Annotated in this window: 15 protein-coding genes; 12 read left to right on the top strand and 3 right to left on the bottom strand. The window is 46.7% G+C overall.

Annotation, left to right across the window (positions count from 1 at the left end; genetic code table 11):
* Nucleotides 1-4: 4 nt before the first annotated feature.
* The 6 genes from G3M70_15080 to G3M70_15055 all read left to right on the top strand — a co-directional run bounded on the left by G3M70_15080 (nucleotide 5) and on the right by G3M70_15055 (nucleotide 9,336).
* The gene (locus G3M70_15080) at nucleotides 5-883 is read left to right on the top strand and encodes a YicC family protein (protein QPJ63127.1); all 879 of its coding nucleotides are present in this window, start codon (nucleotides 5-7) and stop codon (nucleotides 881-883) included.
* Between the two features lie 14 nt (nucleotides 884-897).
* Nucleotides 898-1,539 (top strand): guanylate kinase, encoded by a 642-nt coding sequence (gene gmk / locus G3M70_15075; protein QPJ63126.1) that lies wholly within the window; start codon nucleotides 898-900, stop codon nucleotides 1,537-1,539.
* Nucleotides 1,539-2,615 (top strand): histidinol-phosphate transaminase, encoded by a 1,077-nt coding sequence (gene hisC, locus G3M70_15070; protein QPJ63125.1) that lies wholly within the window; start codon nucleotides 1,539-1,541, stop codon nucleotides 2,613-2,615. Before gmk ends, hisC begins: the two co-directional genes overlap by 1 nt.
* Nucleotides 2,616-2,639: 24 nt before the next feature.
* Complete coding sequence (mltG, locus tag G3M70_15065) at nucleotides 2,640-3,656, top strand: endolytic transglycosylase MltG (GenBank protein QPJ63124.1); 1,017 nt, start codon at nucleotides 2,640-2,642, stop codon at nucleotides 3,654-3,656.
* Nucleotides 3,657-3,848: 192 nt separating this feature from the next.
* Nucleotides 3,849-6,707, top strand: coding sequence for a M6 family metalloprotease domain-containing protein (locus tag G3M70_15060; protein ID QPJ63123.1), 2,859 nt, complete (start codon nucleotides 3,849-3,851; stop codon nucleotides 6,705-6,707).
* Between the two features lie 280 nt (nucleotides 6,708-6,987).
* Nucleotides 6,988-9,336, top strand: coding sequence for a tetratricopeptide repeat protein (locus G3M70_15055; protein ID QPJ63122.1), 2,349 nt, complete (start codon nucleotides 6,988-6,990; stop codon nucleotides 9,334-9,336).
* A 28-nt stretch (nucleotides 9,337-9,364) separates the two neighbouring features.
* Here the strand turns inward: G3M70_15055 and G3M70_15050 are convergent, their stop codons facing one another.
* Nucleotides 9,365-9,724, bottom strand: coding sequence for a hypothetical protein (locus G3M70_15050; protein QPJ63121.1), 360 nt, complete (start codon nucleotides 9,722-9,724; stop codon nucleotides 9,365-9,367).
* A gap of 375 nt (nucleotides 9,725-10,099) precedes the next feature.
* Between G3M70_15050 and G3M70_15045 the strand changes: the two genes are divergently transcribed.
* The 4 genes from G3M70_15045 (at nucleotide 10,100) to G3M70_15030 (ending at nucleotide 15,631) form a co-directional block, all read left to right on the top strand.
* Nucleotides 10,100-10,618, top strand: coding sequence for an NAD(P)H-dependent oxidoreductase subunit E (locus tag G3M70_15045; protein ID QPJ63120.1), 519 nt, complete (start codon nucleotides 10,100-10,102; stop codon nucleotides 10,616-10,618).
* Between the two features lie 27 nt (nucleotides 10,619-10,645).
* The gene (locus G3M70_15040) at nucleotides 10,646-13,276 is read left to right on the top strand and encodes a molybdopterin-dependent oxidoreductase (GenBank protein ID QPJ63119.1); all 2,631 of its coding nucleotides are present in this window, start codon (nucleotides 10,646-10,648) and stop codon (nucleotides 13,274-13,276) included.
* Between the two features lie 47 nt (nucleotides 13,277-13,323).
* On the top strand, nucleotides 13,324-14,514 hold the full coding sequence (locus G3M70_15035; protein ID QPJ63118.1) for an NADH-quinone oxidoreductase subunit D: 1,191 nt from the start codon (nucleotides 13,324-13,326) through the stop codon (nucleotides 14,512-14,514).
* Between the two features lie 124 nt (nucleotides 14,515-14,638).
* A complete protein-coding gene (locus G3M70_15030; protein QPJ63117.1) occupies nucleotides 14,639-15,631 on the top strand; it encodes a flippase-like domain-containing protein in 993 nt (330 codons plus the stop codon).
* A 10-nt stretch (nucleotides 15,632-15,641) separates the two neighbouring features.
* Here G3M70_15030 and tatA read toward each other — a convergent pair whose 3' ends face one another.
* On the bottom strand, nucleotides 15,642-16,220 hold the full coding sequence (gene tatA / locus G3M70_15025) for a twin-arginine translocase TatA/TatE family subunit (GenBank protein ID QPJ63116.1): 579 nt from the start codon (nucleotides 16,218-16,220) through the stop codon (nucleotides 15,642-15,644).
* Between the two features lie 138 nt (nucleotides 16,221-16,358).
* Entirely contained in the window at nucleotides 16,359-16,718 is a 360-nt protein-coding gene (locus G3M70_15020; protein QPJ63115.1) for a hypothetical protein, read from the bottom strand.
* A 239-nt stretch (nucleotides 16,719-16,957) separates the two neighbouring features.
* On the opposite strand from G3M70_15020, the gene G3M70_15015 reads away from it, so the two are divergent.
* Nucleotides 16,958-17,434, top strand: coding sequence for a hypothetical protein (locus G3M70_15015; GenBank protein ID QPJ63114.1), 477 nt, complete (start codon nucleotides 16,958-16,960; stop codon nucleotides 17,432-17,434).
* Nucleotides 17,435-17,439: 5 nt separating this feature from the next.
* Nucleotides 17,440-17,865, top strand: a complete 426-nt coding sequence (locus G3M70_15010; protein QPJ63113.1) for a DUF5069 domain-containing protein — start codon at nucleotides 17,440-17,442, stop codon at nucleotides 17,863-17,865.
* Nucleotides 17,866-17,901: the final 36 nt, after the last annotated feature.

Genomic DNA, 17,901 nt, shown 5'->3' with positions numbered 1-17,901 from the left:
CGGAATGTTAAAAAGTATGACCGGCTACGGTCGATTCGAGCAACAAAACGGTTCATTCTCATGTAAGGCGGAAATTCGCTCTGTAAACAACCGGTTTATAGAAATCTCTGCCAGATTGCCCAAATACCTTTCCTGTATTGAATTACCTTTGAAGAACATGGTCAAAGCCCGCTGTGCACGCGGGTCTTTTGACGTGTTTATTACGATCGAGAAAGACAGCAGTTCGCAGGAAATGGAAATCAGACCCAACCTTGACCTGGCGACGCAGTACCACAATGCGTTTAAAGAAATTCAGGATCAGCTGGGTCTGCATGGAAATATCGAAATTTCATCACTGCTTTCCATGCGGGATATCATCAAATCCGAACCTATGGAATTTGATGAAGAAAAGCAAAAACTGATTCTCGATACGGTGAACAAAGGGCTCACAGAATTAATCCGGATGCGAGAGGAAGAAGGAAAGAGTCAAAGCAAAGATCTTTCGGGACGCCTGGATGAAATAGAAGACTGGATTGACAAAATCAGGTCCCGGCAGCCGGAAATCATCAATGCCTATCGGGACAAATTACAGGAAAAAATCAAAACAATCAGTGATGGAATCGATATTGATCCTGCTCGTTTAGCCCAGGAAACGGCCATCATTGCGGACAAATCCGATATAGCAGAAGAGCTGACTCGCCTGGAAAGCCATCTCGCCCAATTTCGGGAGCTCATTAAGCAAGATCAACCGGTAGGTCGGAAACTTGAATTCCTGACACAGGAGATCAATCGGGAAACCAATACCATTGGCTCAAAATCTATAGACTTTGAAGTTTCCCAGCATGTTGTCGAAATCAAAAGTCTGCTTGAAAAAATCAGGGAACAGCTCGCCAATATTGAATAATTCAGGCTTTACAAATGTCTTCCCCCTCCCCTAATCAAGGTTTGGCACTCATTGTATCCGCTCCCTCCGGTACTGGTAAAACCACGGTTTGTGGGAAGTTGCGTGAACAGATACCTGACCTGCGATTCAAGATTTCCGATACCACGCGCCAACCTCGTGAAGGTGAAAAAGACGGTATCCACTATCACTTTATTTCAGAAGACACTTTTCAAAATGGAATAAAAAATGGAGATTATCTGGAGTGGGCACAAGTCCATACAGATCACTATGGGACCCGGCGGAATCAGATCGAGCAAAACCTGCAGCAGGGATACGACCTGTTAATGGAACTTGATGTTCAGGGTGTGACGTCTTTGCGTGAACAGAATTTCGATGGAATATTTGTATTGATACTTCCACCTTCACTTTCAGAACTGGAAAAACGCCTGGTGGGCAGAGGCACCGAATCACCGGAAAAAATCCAGAAACGTCTCGAAACTGCCAAAAGTGAAATTGCCCAATACAAACTATTCGATTACATCGTCACCAATAATGAGGTGAACGAAACTGTTTCGGTCCTTAATAATATTCTTCAATCAGAAAGATTCAAAACAACCCGGTTCCGTCCGAAAAGCGACGAGATACTTTCAATTTTCAACTCCCAGGAAACCAACTAATGGCGCGGATTGATCTTCAGACAAAAGTATGTGAACGCGTCAAAGCCCTTAAGGCCTATCACGTGGACAACTATGACGCGGAAATAAAGTTGCACGCCAATGAAAACTCACACTCCTTACCTCCTGCAGTGGTTGAGCAGTTTGGCAACCGGCTGAGAGAACTTGATTTAAACCGCTACCCGGACCCGGATTGCGCTGATTTAAAAAAGACTCTGGCACGACAGCTCAACATCAACCACAACCAGTTGACCATCGGAAACGGTTCCGATGAACTCATCCAGATTCTTATTCAGATATTTTGCGATCCCGGCGACGCTCTGGCCATTCCAGATCCTACTTTTGCGATGTACAACATCATCGCGAAAGGACTGGGAGTTCGCCCTATCCCTTATTCTTTAAATGAGCATTGGGACCTGGAAGCAAAACCATTTCTGGATTCTATCCGCGACCAGAAAGTACGCCTGATATTTTTCAGCTACCCCAACAATCCTACCGGGAACTGTTTCAATAAAAATGAAATCCAGAAAGTAATTGAAGAGTTTGATGGAATCGTTGTATTGGATGAAGCTTATTATGATTTTGCCCGTTTATCATTTATTGAACAGCTTTCGAACCACAACAACCTGATTGTGCTAAGAAGTTTGTCCAAAATTGGACTGGCGGGTTTGCGGGTAGGATATGGAATTGCTACCCCGGAGATTATTCAGGAAATTGACAAAATAAGACTACCTTATAATTCCAATATGCTTTCACAGGAATTCTCTGATATCGTTCTTTCCCAGTTTGAACTTGTGAAGGAACAAATAAATGAAATTATTGAAGAGCGTGAACGGATTCGCCAAAGCCTTTCCGAAATCGAGGGGGTGACCTCATACAAATCGGATGCTAATTTTATTTTATTTCAGACTGAGAAAAGTTCAAGAGATGTGTTCAACGAACTTGCAAAACGTGGGATATTGATCCGAGACCTCGGAGCCCATCCAAGGTTAAAAAATTGCCTGCGGGTCACGATTGGAACCCGGGACGAAAACAACTTTTTTTTAAAAGAACTGAAGGCAATCTCGCAAACCGCCTGACCGGGGCTTGGATGAAGAGGTTCCATGCGTAACCTGAAACCCATCTTGACACTCACAGCCGTCGTGCTCACTTTAGTGAGTCTTACCTTTGGATCTGTTTTTCTTGTTTACGTAAATCAGGCGGCAAGCAATAATAAGGCGGAAGTGATGATCAATGTAGAACCCGGGATGTCCCTGACCCAGGTAGCAAACCTCCTCACCACCAAAAAAATAATCGCTAATAGCACCACGTTTCGAATTTATACCTACCTCAAAGGCAAGCAGAGGGATATTCAGGCCGGAGAATACTTATTATCCCCTTCCCTTAAACCAGAGGTCATTCTGAATAAACTGACTTCCGGGGAAACAGTAGCCCATACGATCACCATTCCTGAGGGATTCCGAATTCTTGAAATAGCCGATCTGTTTGCCGCAGCCGGCCTGGCCAATCGAAACCGTTTTATAGAAGCCACCCAGGATCCGGAGCTTTTAAAACGATTAAAAATTCCCACTGCAGACCTTGAGGGTTATCTGTTCCCAGACACTTACCAATTTCGTCGTCAATCAGGAGAAAAAGAAATTGTACGGACCATGCTCAGTAACTTCGAAAAACGTCTGTTTAAATCGAAATACATTGAGCAGGCAAAAAGCTTAGACATGACATTCCACGAGGTCATTACCCTGGCTTCCCTGATTGAAAAAGAAACAGGGTTACCCAAAGAGCGGCCGTTAATATCATCAGTATTTCATAATCGGTTGAAACGCAAAATGCTGCTGCAAACAGACCCCACTGTCATCTATGCCCTGACCGGGTTCGACGGCAATATCCGGAAAAAAGACTTATCCATTGACTCTCCTTACAACACCTATGTCTATAAAGGCCTTCCACCCGGCCCCATTGCCAGCCCTGGAGAAAGTTCGGTAATTGCTGCACTCAACCCCGCCATATCCAAGGCCCTCTTTTTTGTTTCCCGCCAGGATGGTAGTCATCAGTTTTCTACCAATCTCACAGATCACAACAAAGCGGTAGTGAAATACCAACTCCAACCTGCAAAGGGATGAAACATTTTAAATTGTTTTTAAACTTCAAATTTAACCTTTAAATACTACAGTAATCACAGTTTATCCCACCGTTAATCGTCTGAAACTGGATCAAAAATTGTGTTGCAAAATTTTGTCGTAGTACTTGTATACTTACTTTCAATGCAAAGTTGTGGCCGATAATTTCGAACCCAATTTCCCTGGATGCCCTTTATGAATCGTTCAATTCATTTTCTTCTGAGCGCACTTTTTTTAAACCTTCTAATTCCCTCTTTTTCATTTGCTGTTCCCGCTAATCCGGATGATATCGAATTTATCCAACCTGATGGAAGTGTCTTCACCGGTCACCTTATTGGAGACGAATGGAACAACAGGGCGGAAACACAATCGGGGTTCACTATTGATCAGGATCAAGATGGAACCTGGCGTCATGTGTTGCGGTTCGAGGGAAATACTGCGGTGTTGGGAAATACCCGTGCAGATCAGGCTCCGGCACCGGGCCTTTCCCAGGGACTTCGCAATACCCAGCCACGTATCCCAAGCGACGCACATAATCGTTTGGGATCACCAGAGCACTCTCATGGAGAAGGACCCCATGCACCAACAGGCAACTTCACCGGACCCGTCCTCTTTATTCTGGCAGAATTTTCCGATCGCGCCGGCACTTATGGAGAGTCCACCTGGGGAAATTTTGTTTCCAATAATATCGCCGACTATTTCAGCGAAGCCTCCTATGGAAAGGCAAACCTTGTACCTGCCACAGAAACCTCAGGAGTCAACAATAATGGAGTCATTGGATGGGTTAACCTGGGTTACCCTCATCCCAATACAGCCAACAGTACCGGTACGGCCAATCAGGTCATCACACGGAATGCAATCATCGCAGCCGATCCTTTCATCGACTATGCTTCATATGACACTGATGGCAATAATGTTCTCAGCTCTGAAGAGCTCGCTATAGTCATCGTGGTCGCCGGATTCGAAAGAGCATACAGTGCAAACTACACACCCAGTGTCTGGGGGCACAAGTGGGGAATCGGATTTCTCGCTGGTGGCGCACCCACTGTGGATGGCGTTTCCGTTGGTGGGTTTTCTGGGGGTTATGCCCAGTTCGGGGAAATTCATCAAAGCAACTCCAGTAACCAGCACCAGGCAACCATGGGCATCATGGTTCACGAATTGGGCCACTTGATATTCGGGTTGCCAGACTTGTACGACACGGACGGCTCCTCCAGCGGTATCGGAGCTTTTGGTGTTATGGGGGGAGGCAGCTGGGGCCGGGCCAACGGTCAATCTCATTCTGGAGAATCCCCTGTTCTCCCTACCGCCTGGACAAAATTGAAACTGGACTGGGCCGATGAAACCGAGGGAATCAGCGTGGAGGCGTTAACCGCATCCGGAGACCCCGCTGCCAATTCAGCCAACTCTGTGCGAAAAGCTTCAACTTCTGTATCCACTCAGTATTTTCTGGCTGAAAACCGTCAACCTGTAGGATATGACCTTGGGCTCCAACGTTGGCTGGGTACCAATTTTGGTGGTGTGGCCATCTGGCATATTGACGATTCTCAATCTACAAACAGGAATGATTCAAACCGGCTTGTTGATCTGGAAGAAGGAGATGGAACCCAAATGGGTAGCAGTCGGGGTTCAGCAACGGACCTCTGGTATCAGGGAAATGGAACAACCTTTAACGATACCTCCACTCCAAACAGCAAGCTGAATAATGGGGCTACATCGAATGTGGCTTTGACCAATATTTCCTCATCATCTACTGTCATGACAGTTGATTTCGGCGGAATTGCTCCTGGCGAAATTGCCCTTTCCACAACTGACGACTTTTTTTCGAATGGAGAAGTCGGTGGCCCTTTCAACCCCGGTTCCATGGTTTACGGAATCAGCAACTCAGGTGGAACTCCGATCGACTACACAGTTACCAAAACGGAATCCTGGATTGATTTAAGCAATGCATCGGGCACCCTTGCCCCCGGCAACAGCGTAAACGTAACCGTGACGATCAACGCTACAGCAAACGGACTTGGTGATGGAGTGTATAACGATACCCTCACGATCACCAACACAACCAATGGAAACGGCAACACGACTCGCGATGTAACCCTCACAGTGCTACCCGTTACAACTTCTGAAACAATCAACGACTTTGACAACGATCAGGATTCAGATCTGCTCATGGTGCATGACACAGGAATTCTTGTTGGCAGCATCCTGCAAAATTCTGTTCCTCAAACGTTTGACTTCCTGCTTCAGGCTGACCCTACTCAAGGCTGGTCTGTACATTCCACCTCGGATTTTAACGGCGATAACAATGCTGATATCTTGCTCGCCAATACCACGACCGGAGATTATCGCGTTGTCACCATGAATGGCTCCAGCGTAATCACAGATACGGTGGTTTTATTTATGGATCCGGTTCATGGACTGGAACCTCGGGGAGTTGGAGATTTCAACGACGATGGTCTGGCAGAAATCATTTTTTACCAACCATCCAGTGGTTTTACAGCGCTGGCCTATTTGAATGGAGGCGTCTTTTCTTCATTTGAAACAGTGACTATTATTGACGAAGCCAATAACTGGAGCCTTAAAGATGCCGTCGATTTTACTGGCGATGGAAAAACCGATCTTTTCATAACCAACTCGGTAACCGGGGAAGCTTCGGTGATTGAAATGGATGGGTCCACACCCGTTGCCACCACCCCTATTCTCTCCCTGGATCCTGCTACCGGCTGGACATATAAAGACACTGCAGATTACACGGGTGATGGTAAAACCGATGTTCTTATTCTTCATACCTCCGGTGCGCTAGGAGTCCTCGTAATGGATGGTTTGGTGTTCCAATCAATTTATGTTCCGGGGGGGTTGCAGGCTGGTTGGGACCTTGTAAATTCCGGACACTACAACAACGATGGAAAAGCCGACTTTCTCTTTCACGTTCCAGCAACAGGAGAATTGATTGCCGGCATTCAGGACGGGGCCACGATCACGGCTTACAACAATATTTTGAACCTGGGACCCGGCTCCGGCTGGAACTTTCATAGTGGAAAACCATTGAATTAAAAAAAAACTAAAAACTAACTTATATTTTTCAAATACTTAAATTCTACTCCCTAATGTCATAAGTAAAGCTGTTAGTTGGGGTTTTTAGTTAAAGCCAGATCATTCTAAATCGGGCTAAACCAATCAAATTTCATTTTTTAAGCCCCTTGTCTTTTTAGGCTTTACAACCGATAAGCAAAGCATGTTTTGCTATAAATTTTGGATCTATAAAAACTTCGGCAGGGTTGCAAGCATACCGCTGCTCACAATTATTCTTTTTCATACTCCGGTGCGGGGCCAGGTGCTGGATAGACTTCCCCTGCTTCCTGAACCCCGGCTATCCGAAAAATTTAACTTGCAGTCGGGCAAGAACCAATTCCGCGGCACCATAGAAGATTATCTCCAGGCGATCCATGACGACCCCAGGAATTACCGGGCACACTTTGGGTTGGGCCGGTTGTACCAGCAGATGGGCCTCTATGAAAAAGCCATTGCTGAGTACCAGTTATCGCTCGACACAGAGCCCCTGTTTCCGGGAGCCTATCATGGCATTGGAGGAAGTTATCTCCAGTTACAAAGATTTGAAGATGCCGCTAAATACTACCTAGATGCGGTCCATCTGGATCCCTTATACCCGGAAGCTCAATATGGTTTGGGACGCTCTTATTTCTTTCTAAAGCGTTATTCAAAAGCCATTGAACCCCTCCTGACGGCTCTCGAATTGAATCCCAAAATGGCTGTTGCCCATTTCGCTCTGGGACAGGTTTATCAAGTCTTGAAGCGTCCCAAGGAGGCTTTAAAAGAATTTAAAACCACAGTCCAGTTGAACCCCCTCGATATCGAAGCCTATTTCGCCATGGGCGAAAGTTATGAAACCATCCTCGATTTTGAAAAGGCCATCGACGCTTATGGGGAAGCGCTTGATATCAACCGCAACTACGGGCCTTCTTATAGCGGCATAGGACGTGTACAGGTGAAAATTGGTAACCCGAGAATGGCAATCGGTCCCTTAAGAGAGGCACTGCGTTACTACCCAAACGACGACCAGGCGCTTGAATATCTTGGAAAAGCCTATCGTGACCTGGGTCGGCATCAGGAGGCTGTTGATCCGTTCCGGAAGCTGACCTTACTTCGCTTCAAGGACCCGGAAGCTTTTTATATGCTGGGTATCGAGTTTATGGAAGTCAGGAAGTTTGAAGACGCCATCACCAACTTTGAAAACACCGTTCGTCTGAATCCCAGACATAGCCGCGCCTATCTTGCACTAGGCGATATTTACGAAATGATCAATCGTCCCCGGGACTCCCTGAGGAATTACAAGGCCGTTATCAAAATCAACCCAGACCACCTGGAAGCCTGGCGACGTATGGGGACTCTTTATGCCAGTTTGAAGCGGTTCAAATCTGCCGCCAAAGCATACAGGGAAATGGTTCGCATCGACCCCAAAGACGGTGAAGGCCATTTTCTTCTGGCAGATGTCTACCTTGAACTGGGCGATCTTGAACGTGTCATCGAATCACTTAAAAAGGGTTTAAAGCTCCAGCCGGGGAAAGCACGCTCTCTAGAAACTCTTGGGCGGTCTTATGTACTCCTTGAGCAATACAAGAAGGCTATTCATCCCCTTAAACAAGCGATCAAAGCTGATCCAGGCCTGGGGTGGGCCCATTACTATCTGGGAAGTGCACTTGTTAAATCAGGAAGGTTTCCGGAAGCCCTGGAACCCTTAAAAAAATCTATCGAACTTCTGCCGGAACATTCAAATTCAAAAAAAGACCTGGGCATTGCATTGGGCAAGCTGAACAGATCTCAGGAAGCCATTCAATACCTTGAAGAGGCGGTCCGGATTGAACCGGGAAATTTCGAAGCCCAGTTTTTGCTGGGGAAAAGTTTTGCTGAACTTAAAAGGTATGAACAAGCCATAGGCCCCTTGATAAAGTCGCAACCAGGCTATCTTAAAGATCCTTCCCCCTGGGCAGTGCTAGGTAGATCCTATGAAGGTTTGAAACAATACCCGGAAGCTATACAAGCCTGGAGGCATGCCGCCTGGTTGAAACCCGGAAACCTGGATTTCCAGTTAAACCTTGCACGCACCCATACCCTGGCGAACCACCCTATTCCGGCTCTAAAGACTTATGACAAAGTAATCAAACTCGACCCTAAAAACGCAAAGGCCTATTTCAGGAGAGGACTGCTCTTTGACCTGCTTGGACGCTATGAAGAAGCCATTCTTTCCTATCGAAAAGCAATCCAGCTTGACCCGACACATCCTAAAGCACGGGTCAGCCTTGCCTGGGCTTTAGGTGAAAAGAAACGCTTTCTGGAAGCACAGGAAACGGCACGTGAAGAAGTCCTGTTGCATCCGGATAACACGTCCGGGCATTTTACGTTGGGTTGGGTTTACCAGCAGATGGGGCGTTATACAGAGGCGCGTCAGTCTTACGAAAATGTTTTGAATCTAGAACCCGGTAATACCGGTGCTCTCAGTCAATTGGAAGAAATTCAAACCCTGCAATCAAGGCCCACCGTGGCTGCCACGCGGGAAGCATTTCCACGACCAAAAAAAACGAGACGCTTAAAACCAAAATTTGAGGAACAACCTCAGCCGGAAATCCAGATTCCCGCCATGCAACCGGATTTATCCGGGAAATAATTAACCGTTAAAATCTTGCCCCCCTCCTCTACTGCTTTTGGGACAAAAACTGACTCACTAAAAACCCGGTAATAAATTGCGGAAGGGACATCACTATCATCATAATTATCGAAATTGGCCAGAGGTTCATCGACCCTCCGGCTATCCACATGGCCGATGTCTGCCCCAAAGCCATAGCTAGTGACCAGCGCCAGGCTTTTACAGGCGCAAAGTAACTGAGGCCTGCAATTAACAGGCACATCACAGGAATACCAATCGGGTAGTAAATAGAATTATCCCAGACTTCCTTTTTTCCAGAATCGATCAGGATAAGATAGCAAATCAGGAAGCCGGCAAGACCCGAAACTGCATAAGCTATGTAGTCTTTATTTTGACCTTCCTGTTTCAAATTCGTCTCCATACCCTTAAGATCCATTCTCCGATACTCAGTCTAACTCCTGATTCCACTCAATCAATAGCAATAAAGCCATTGAAGGATTCCGGGTAATTCAGACTCTATTTTAAATCTCGTATCCAACTGCCCTACTATACCCCTCTGGGAATGGCCGTTCTTTGCCCTTTCCGTACCCCTTAAAACCGCCGACCCCTTATAAAATAACCAGTTATTCCATCCGGACGTCCAGATTTGAGTTGACTACCTAAAACCCCGCAGATATACTTCTGTTTTTTCTCAGGCCTCTGCTATATTGGGCCTGATTTGAAGTCTTTAGAAGCCGGGTAACGTCCCCAGCTCCTTAATAATCCAATCCGAGACAAAAAGATTATGACAGAAGCTACCGACACTGCTGAAGCAACACAGGAAGCTCCGGAAGAGAAAAAGATTTGCATGACTGCGTTCTACGAAATTCTCGACAGCTTTCCGGAGAAATCGCGGCGCTATCTCATCCCGATAATGACCAAGTTGCAGAACGAGTACCGTTTCCTCCCGCCTGAAATGATGGAAATTCTCAGAGAAGAATTGAACCTGTCAAAAGCGGAGCTCTACGGTGTCATTTCCTTCTACCCTCAATACCGAACAGAAGAGCCTGGAAAATATATCTTCAAGCTTTGTTACGGTACCGCCTGTTTCGTAAAAGGGGCTCCTATTATTGCCGACAAGTTGAAAGAAAGATTCAATATGGGTAAGGGCGAAACCGACCCATCGAAACTGTTCACCCTGGAGTTCGCCTCATGTCTCGGTAACTGCGGTGCAGCACCCATGGCAATCATCGGAGATGATACCCACGGCAACATTGACCCCGAAAAAACCTACTCGGATGTCACTGACAACTACTCTCTATAAATCCAAGCACTGGAGTGAGCTTCCAAGATGAGCACAGTCGTAAAACAAACGATTAACTTTAAATATAACGGACAGGATATGTCCGCACCTGAAGGCACCGTCATCCTTGATGCGGCCAAGCGGGCGGGTCATTTCATCACCAACCTGTGCTCCAATCCCAAACTCAAACCTTTCGCCGCCTGCCGTACCTGCATGGTTGATGTTCGCGAGGAAGGCGAGAAAAAGCTGGTCTACTCATGCACTCACCCGGTGTCTGAGGGTATGGAAATCTTCACCGATACCGAGGAAACCAACCGCTACAATGGCGCCTGCCTCGAGATGCTGTTGGTTGAGCATCCCCTGGACTGTCCCATATGTGACAAGTCCGGTGTTTGTCCTCTTCAGGACAATACCGATGCATTGAAACTGTATAACGGCCGGTTTGAAATCAAACGACGCAACGAACCCAGTATCAAGACCAACCCGATCATCGAGTTTTATCTGAACCGCTGCATCATGTGTGGCATGTGTGTTCGTATCTGCGACGAAATTCAAGGCGTGCAGGCACTGGACTATCACAAGCGTGGTTATCAGATCATGATCGGTACCGCTAATGAAGAACCGCTTGATTGCGAATTCTGCGGCCAGTGCATCACGGTGTGCCCAACGGGTGCTTTGATGGACCTGACGTCAGAAGCACGCGGGCTGGCTGCCATGTTCACCGAAACCCATTCAACCTGCAGTTTCTGTTCATGGGGTTGTACGGTGAAACTGGAAACCAAAAAAGGTAAATTGATCCGGATTGAGGGCGATGAAACTTTTGATCTTGGAATCAACGAAGGCAACTTGTGCGCCAAGGGCCGCTTTGGACACGGCATTGTCCAGAATGAAAAACGCATTCAAACCCCAATGATGAATGTGGGCGGAGATTTCAAGGAAATATCCTGGTCCGAGGCAATAGAAATGATTGCCGAACGTATGAACACCCAGGTCAATCGCAGCGGTCCGACGAGTATCGCCGGACTTGCAGGGGAAAACCTGACCAATGAAGAGGCCTATCTTTTCCAAAAACTTTTCCGCGGAATTCATGGATCAAACCAGGTGACCAACCTGCAACACCTTCGGGCACCCTACATCAACCGTTTTCAGGATAAATGCTTCGAAAATGGAATCGTGTCAAAGCCAATCACCGAACTGGAAAATGCCGACGCTGTCCTGATCTTTAATTCAGACATTCCATCCGAATACCCGGTTGCCGGGAACTCCATCAGGAAGGGAGCCATCTACACGGGCACCGATATCCTGATTGCCAACCCACGTCGCGTAGTCTTTAATAACGAGGCAAAAGTAGATATCCGGATGACCTACAAAGCCGGAGCCGATCTTGCGGTGGCCTCCCGTCTTGCCCGGATATTAATTGACAACAACATCATAGACACCGACAAAGTAAAAGGTGCGGTTCCCAATTACGACGATCTCGTTAAATCCCTCGCACCCTATACAGCAGAAGCGACAGAAAACCTCACTGGAGTCAGCGACTCCGTTCTCGTCCGGGCAGCAGAAAGGTTTGGGCGGACTGCAGACAGGGCCATCCTGATTGGAAACGATATTCTGGAAACAGGACAAGGCGATTCCATACTCGACACTCTGCTAAACCTCTCCTTACTGGTACACCACGGAGCTGAAGGCAGTGTCAGTATTTACCCACCACGTGAACACGCTAACAGCCAGGGTGTTCAGGATATGGGGTGTACTCCCGATCATCTTCCAGGTGCTGCCCAGGTAAATGATGCCGAAGCCCTAAATCGGATCAAGCAAACCTGGAATATTACAGAATTCAAACCGGATCAGGAAAACCTGGTTGCCGACTTATGGAACAATTGTTCGCACGGTCACCTGAAATTGCTATATATCGCAGGTGAGGATCCGGTCCGATCTTTTTATAAGAGTGCCCCCGTTATCGATGCATTGAAGACGGTTCCATTCATGGTGGTCCAGGATCTCTATTGGACGGAAACCTGTCAATTGGCAGACTTGGTTCTACCGACAACATCAGCTGCAGAAAAGGACGGGACGTTCACGAATATGTCGCGGCACGTTCAAAGGGTTCAAGCTGCGGTTTTACCTGAAGGACAGTCCCGGCCTGATTTTGAAATATTCTCAGACATTGCAGAAGCCTGCGGCAAGCCTTTCCCCACTTTCGATGTCAAGGAAGTGCAGGATGAAATTGAAAAAGTTGCGCCTGCCTACCAGGGAATGTTCCCCGGGAGGAAATCCAAACAGTGGCAACCAGAGAAACAAGGCAATAAATCAGGCTTTTCACTTGTTAATGAATGGGTGGAGCCAGAAGCTAATGAGAGCTTTCCGTTTAAACTGATCACTAATAACCATATGTTCCATATTGGGGGCTACACCCATTATGCAAAAGCATTAGTGGATATTGGGCCCGAGTGCATAGCTGAAATAAACCGCGAGGATGCAAAAAACCTCAACTTGAATGACGGAGACCGTATCCAAGTAGAATCGGACACCGATTCCGTGGAAGTTGCGGTGATGGTCAGCAGCCGTTCCACCCCTGGTGTTGTTTATGTCCCAAAAAACTGGACCGATGTCCCGGTCAATAAAATGCGAAACGGCCACGAAGGTCTGGTCGCTGTAAAAATTTCCAAGGTGGGGTGAAGGTTCCCCAAATCCAAAAACTGTAACGTCACCCCAAAGAGCCTGCAATGTCCGATTTAAAAGAAAACCTGCATACAGACCACATGACTCTTAACATGGGTCCGTCCCATCCGGCGACCCATGGAACAGTTAAATTTCTCCTCACTCTGGACGGCGAAACCGTGGTCGATATGATCGTGGAAGTCGGCTATCTTCATCGCGGGTTCGAGAAGATGTGTGAAAGCGTGACCTGGACAAACGTGTTCCCTTACACGGATCGTTTGAACTACTGTTCCGCTATCATGAACAATATCGGTTACGCGGTAGCTGTTGAAAAGTTGCTGGGAATTGAAACGACTGAGCGCTGCGATTACATTCGTGTAGTCATGAATGAGTTGTCCCGTATCGCCGATCACTACACCAATATCGCTGCAGCTGCTCTGGAACTTGGGGCGTTAACAGCTTTTATTTACTTTGTGGAAACCCGTGAGATTGTGTGGGATCTTCTCGAAATGGTTTGTGGGGCTCGGCTCACATCCAACTACGTTCGGATCGGAGGCTTAATGTGCGACCTTCCGGACAATTTCAATGAAGAACTTGAGGCCCGCTACCCGAAACTGGATGCTCTATATGACGATGTAGACAAACTGCTCACCAAAAATCGCATCTTTCTTGACCGAATGCGCGATACGGGAATCCTTTCCAAGGAAAGTATGCTGTCTTTCGGGTTCACGGGTCCCTGTCTAAGAGCGGGTGGAGTTGATTATGATGTCCGTAAAGCCCACCCCTATCTTGTCTATGACAAACTGGATTGGGACGTACCAATCGGTACTGTAGGAGACAATTTTGATCGCTATCTGGTGAGAATGGAAGAGATTAAACAGAGCTTTAAAATGATCAAGCAGGCTATGAAGGACATGCCCGATGGTCCCATCAATGTTGACAATCCATATATGCGTCAACCTTCCAAGCAGGATGTGTATTCGCGGATGGAAGAGATGATCGCCCATTTCAAAATGACGATCGAAGGCTTGAAACCACCTGTTGGTGAAGTTTACATGCCCACCGAGGCCGCCAACGGTGAGCTCGGTTTCTATCTTGTCAGCGATGGCGGTGGCAAACCCTACAAATGCCGTGTCCGTCCTCCTTGTTTCACAATGACAGCGGCAATGGAAGAAATCTGTAAAGGCTCCATGCTGGCAGACATCATTCCCACCTTCGACATGATAAACATGATCGGTGGGGAGTGCGATCGATAATACCCTTCTCGCAACAAAGCCCTGATCCGTATAAAACTGGAATCAAGTGAATTCAGTTCTTTTCCTTTAATCTCCCGATTAACAATCCCTGCAGGGCCACCTGGAGTTTTCTACTCCTAACCCCATGCCCAAAATACTCGTAAAATTTCTTTTTCTGGCCCTTGGGTTAGGACTTTTCGTCTGGGCAATTCTCGCGGTGGATATAAAAAGTGTACTCGGCCTGATAACTCAACTGGGTTGGGGCCTTTTCTGGGTGCTGGCGATCTATAGTATTGTAACCTGGGTCGACACCATTTCCTGGCAATACGCGTTTAAACCCGCTGAAGCCGAAAAACTCTCTTTGTGGAACCTCTGGAAAATAAGGCAAATCGGAGAGGCCTTTAATATCATCACGCCTTTCGGAACGGTTGGAGGAGAGCCCTTAAAAGCCCAACTCATAAAGGTCCAGCACGGTTTAACTTTCAAACAGGGTATCGCCTCTCAAGTCGTAGCCCGCACAACCTTCCTGGGAGCACTAATCGGATTCATGATCCCGGGAATCATCATTTTGATTTTATCCGACACTGCTACGGGTCAATTCAAAATCATAAGTTCGGTTTTGCTGGTTATATTCACCATCTGTATTTTTCTATTCTTTCTGTTCCAGGCCCGTGGCAGCCTTGGACGCGTTACCGGTTGGCTCACCAAGCCCTTCCCTTCTCTAAAAGGCAGCGATTTCCTGAACCAGATGAAAGATCTGGATGAACTGATGTCTTCCTACTATCAGAATCATGCTGATCGACTCGGCACCTCTGTATTGTATGCTCTGGCAGGATGGATCATCGGACTGGGCGAGCTATACGTCACTCTTTATTTTTTAGGGGCCGACGTCCAGTTTTTCGATCTCTGGATAATGGAAGCTGTGTCCCAGCTTATCAGGGTTTGCAGTTTTTTTATTCCACTTAGCCTGGGAGCGCAGGAAGGTGGCCTGATTCTGATATTTTCTTCTATTGGGTTTACAGCAGACCTGGGCCTGGCGGTTTCATTTGTCAGAAGAATAAAGGAACTTTTATGGGTGGGATTAGGTTTGGCTCTGGGCGGCGGAGCAATATTCAGGTCACGGCCAGCTTCAAATTAAAGAAGGCCTGCTACATAACATCCCGATTGACCCCTTTATCGCGGCCTTTCATATGCCAAGGGGTTTTATCGACTGATTTGGTGAAAACATCTCCCTGCTGAACCAGTCCGTCGTGCGGCGTGCGGATGGTGCCCACGCGCTTGTCCTTGATCTCTTTTATCGCCTGTTCAATCAATTCTTCTTCAAACGATTTTTCCCCTGGATCTGCTTTTTTCTTTTTGGAGGATGGCTTGGTGCTTTTCTGTGCGTTTGCTGGTTGAGCTTTTGGAGCAGCCTGGGCAGGAGTTGAGTTTGCGACTGGCTGGGGTGCAGGGGGTGCAGTTGGTGTTTTGGGTATTCCGGCGCTTGGTGGTAAAGCAGCCCCATCGGACACCGAGCTGTCTTGAACCACGGTAGCATTTTCAGTTTCTACAGGAGCAGCTTCCTTGGACTCAGTTTTATCCAGTTCTTCGGCCTCTTTCATAGAGGTTTTAAAATTACGGATACTCTGCCCAAAAGCCGATCCAATTTGAGGCAGTTTACCTGCGCCAAATATAATCATGATAATGACCAGAATTACCATCAATTCCGGGAAACCAATCCCCATCATCGCGTATTCTCCAAGAGTTGTAGATTTTTTCTAAACTAAGGAAATTATAGCACAAACTGCCTTGGCAACCATGTTTCCTAAAAAAAATCCGGCCCCGCTTTTCTAGCAGGGGCCGGATAAATTTTTGATTTAAAAAGGTCAGTGGCCAATATGGGCATTAAGAATCGGAGAATTGATAATTTTCTCATTGCCATTGGCATTCTTTTTTGCGGCTTTAAAATGCATGGTCGCTTCTGCATGCCGGCCCATTTTATCAAGAGCAACGGCTTCATTAAAATGAACTTCACCAATAGACTTATCAGCGGCTGCGGCTTCCTCAAAATGCTTCAATGCAACATCAAAGTGCCCCATGCCAAAATGTTTGATCCCTTCTTCATTGTGCATATTCGCATCTGAATTGGATCCTGAGGGCAATTTCATGGGCCCTTCACTCGCCAAAACTGTACCCGGAATGACCCACAGACTCAATGCCAGAAATAAAATCGTCAAACGTTTCATAATTAAATCCCCCAAAAATGAAAAGGTTAAATAGGTTGCTTCATACCTTTACTGATTACCACCTTCTTCTATTATGCCTAAAATGAACCCGCCTATGCAATGGTCAGTTCAATTCAATTTAAACCCGGAAATAACCGCTTGGAACAATGAGAATCAGGTCTTGAGGGTTGATTGAGGGCTTAAAATTCAATACACTTAGCTTTTACTAGTGTATTGGCAAACCTTTGGGAGTTCCGTGAATGGCTAACGTTGAAGACTTGGTTCAAAGAGGTCTGCATGAAAATGAGGTTCTGGATCTTGAGAATAATAACCTGGGTGATGACGGGGTTCATCAGCTTGCTCAAATGGAAATTCTCAAGGATATCAAACGCCTCGAACTTGGCGACAATGAAATCACGGATACTGGAGTTGAAGCTCTTGTAAACTCTCCTTACGTGTCTAACCTAAAATCACTGAATTTAAAGTCCAATAAACTGACTTCAGTGGGAACCCGGGCCATTGCAGTTTCACCGCATCTGGGAAATCTGGATTCATTGATCCTCAAATTTAATGACATCGGAGAAGAAGGTGCTCGTCACATCGCCAATTCAGAAACGCTGACAAACCTGACTACCCTCGACCTTTTCCGCTCACGTATTGGCAAGGAAGGCACGCTTGCAATTAAAAGATCACCCCTTTATAAGAACTTGTCACGGGTTCGCCTTTCAGAAGTCTGATCATCATGCAGGAAGTACTCGATCTAAATATAAGGAATCCCCGCCAACCCAGGGATTCTTGGGCAGGTATGGTCTGGATTCCCAGAATGGCAGATAAAGCACGTGCAGCAAGGGTTGGTACCCTTGGAGAGTTTATGTATCCCTGCCCGATGGATAAGATTATTCTGGGCTGCCTGAAGCTTGATGCTGGAAAATTTGGGGATCTGGCAGAAAAACTTTCTGATGAAGAGCTTTCATCCTGGTTTCAAGATCACCTTAAGAATGCACCCGAGAATGAAATAGAAAAAGCCAACCAGGCCTTGTTGACCAAACAACCCGACACCCCGGAAAAATGGGAAAAGTTTTATGCCATCCGCGATGAATTAGCTCCCGACCGAACAGATATAAACACCTGGGCAGCTTTGATAGAGCTTGAAGAAAACCAGGCTTGACCACTCAAAGTTAAATTCAGCCTTACAACCCCTCTT

The organism is Candidatus Nitronauta litoralis (genome assembly GCA_015698285.1).
Taxonomy (GTDB): Bacteria; Nitrospinota; Nitrospinia; order Nitrospinales; family Nitrospinaceae; genus Nitronauta; species Nitronauta litoralis.
Note: the sequence above shows the minus strand (reverse complement) of the source record. Positions and strands in the feature narration are given on the sequence as shown.

What these genes read in the sequence shown, in the direction of transcription:
- G3M70_15045 (QPJ63120.1), top strand. Translation starts at nt 10,100, where the DNA reads ATGACAGAAGCTACCGACACTGCTGAAGCAACACAGGAAGCTCCGGAA.
- mltG (QPJ63124.1), top strand. Translation starts at nt 2,640, where the DNA reads ATGCGTAACCTGAAACCCATCTTGACACTCACAGCCGTCGTGCTCACT.
- G3M70_15030 (QPJ63117.1), top strand. Translation starts at nt 14,639, where the DNA reads ATGCCCAAAATACTCGTAAAATTTCTTTTTCTGGCCCTTGGGTTAGGA.
- G3M70_15015 (QPJ63114.1), top strand. Translation starts at nt 16,958, where the DNA reads ATGGCTAACGTTGAAGACTTGGTTCAAAGAGGTCTGCATGAAAATGAG.
- G3M70_15010 (QPJ63113.1), top strand. Translation starts at nt 17,440, where the DNA reads ATGCAGGAAGTACTCGATCTAAATATAAGGAATCCCCGCCAACCCAGG.
- G3M70_15040 (QPJ63119.1), top strand. Translation starts at nt 10,646, where the DNA reads ATGAGCACAGTCGTAAAACAAACGATTAACTTTAAATATAACGGACAG.
- G3M70_15020 (QPJ63115.1), bottom strand. Translation starts at nt 16,718, where the DNA reads ATGAAACGTTTGACGATTTTATTTCTGGCATTGAGTCTGTGGGTCATT.
- hisC (QPJ63125.1), top strand. Translation starts at nt 1,539, where the DNA reads ATGGCGCGGATTGATCTTCAGACAAAAGTATGTGAACGCGTCAAAGCC.
- tatA (QPJ63116.1), bottom strand. Translation starts at nt 16,220, where the DNA reads ATGATGGGGATTGGTTTCCCGGAATTGATGGTAATTCTGGTCATTATC.
- G3M70_15080 (QPJ63127.1), top strand. Translation starts at nt 5, where the DNA reads ATGTTAAAAAGTATGACCGGCTACGGTCGATTCGAGCAACAAAACGGT.
- gmk (QPJ63126.1), top strand. Translation starts at nt 898, where the DNA reads ATGTCTTCCCCCTCCCCTAATCAAGGTTTGGCACTCATTGTATCCGCT.
- G3M70_15060 (QPJ63123.1), top strand. Translation starts at nt 3,849, where the DNA reads ATGAATCGTTCAATTCATTTTCTTCTGAGCGCACTTTTTTTAAACCTT.
- G3M70_15035 (QPJ63118.1), top strand. Translation starts at nt 13,324, where the DNA reads ATGTCCGATTTAAAAGAAAACCTGCATACAGACCACATGACTCTTAAC.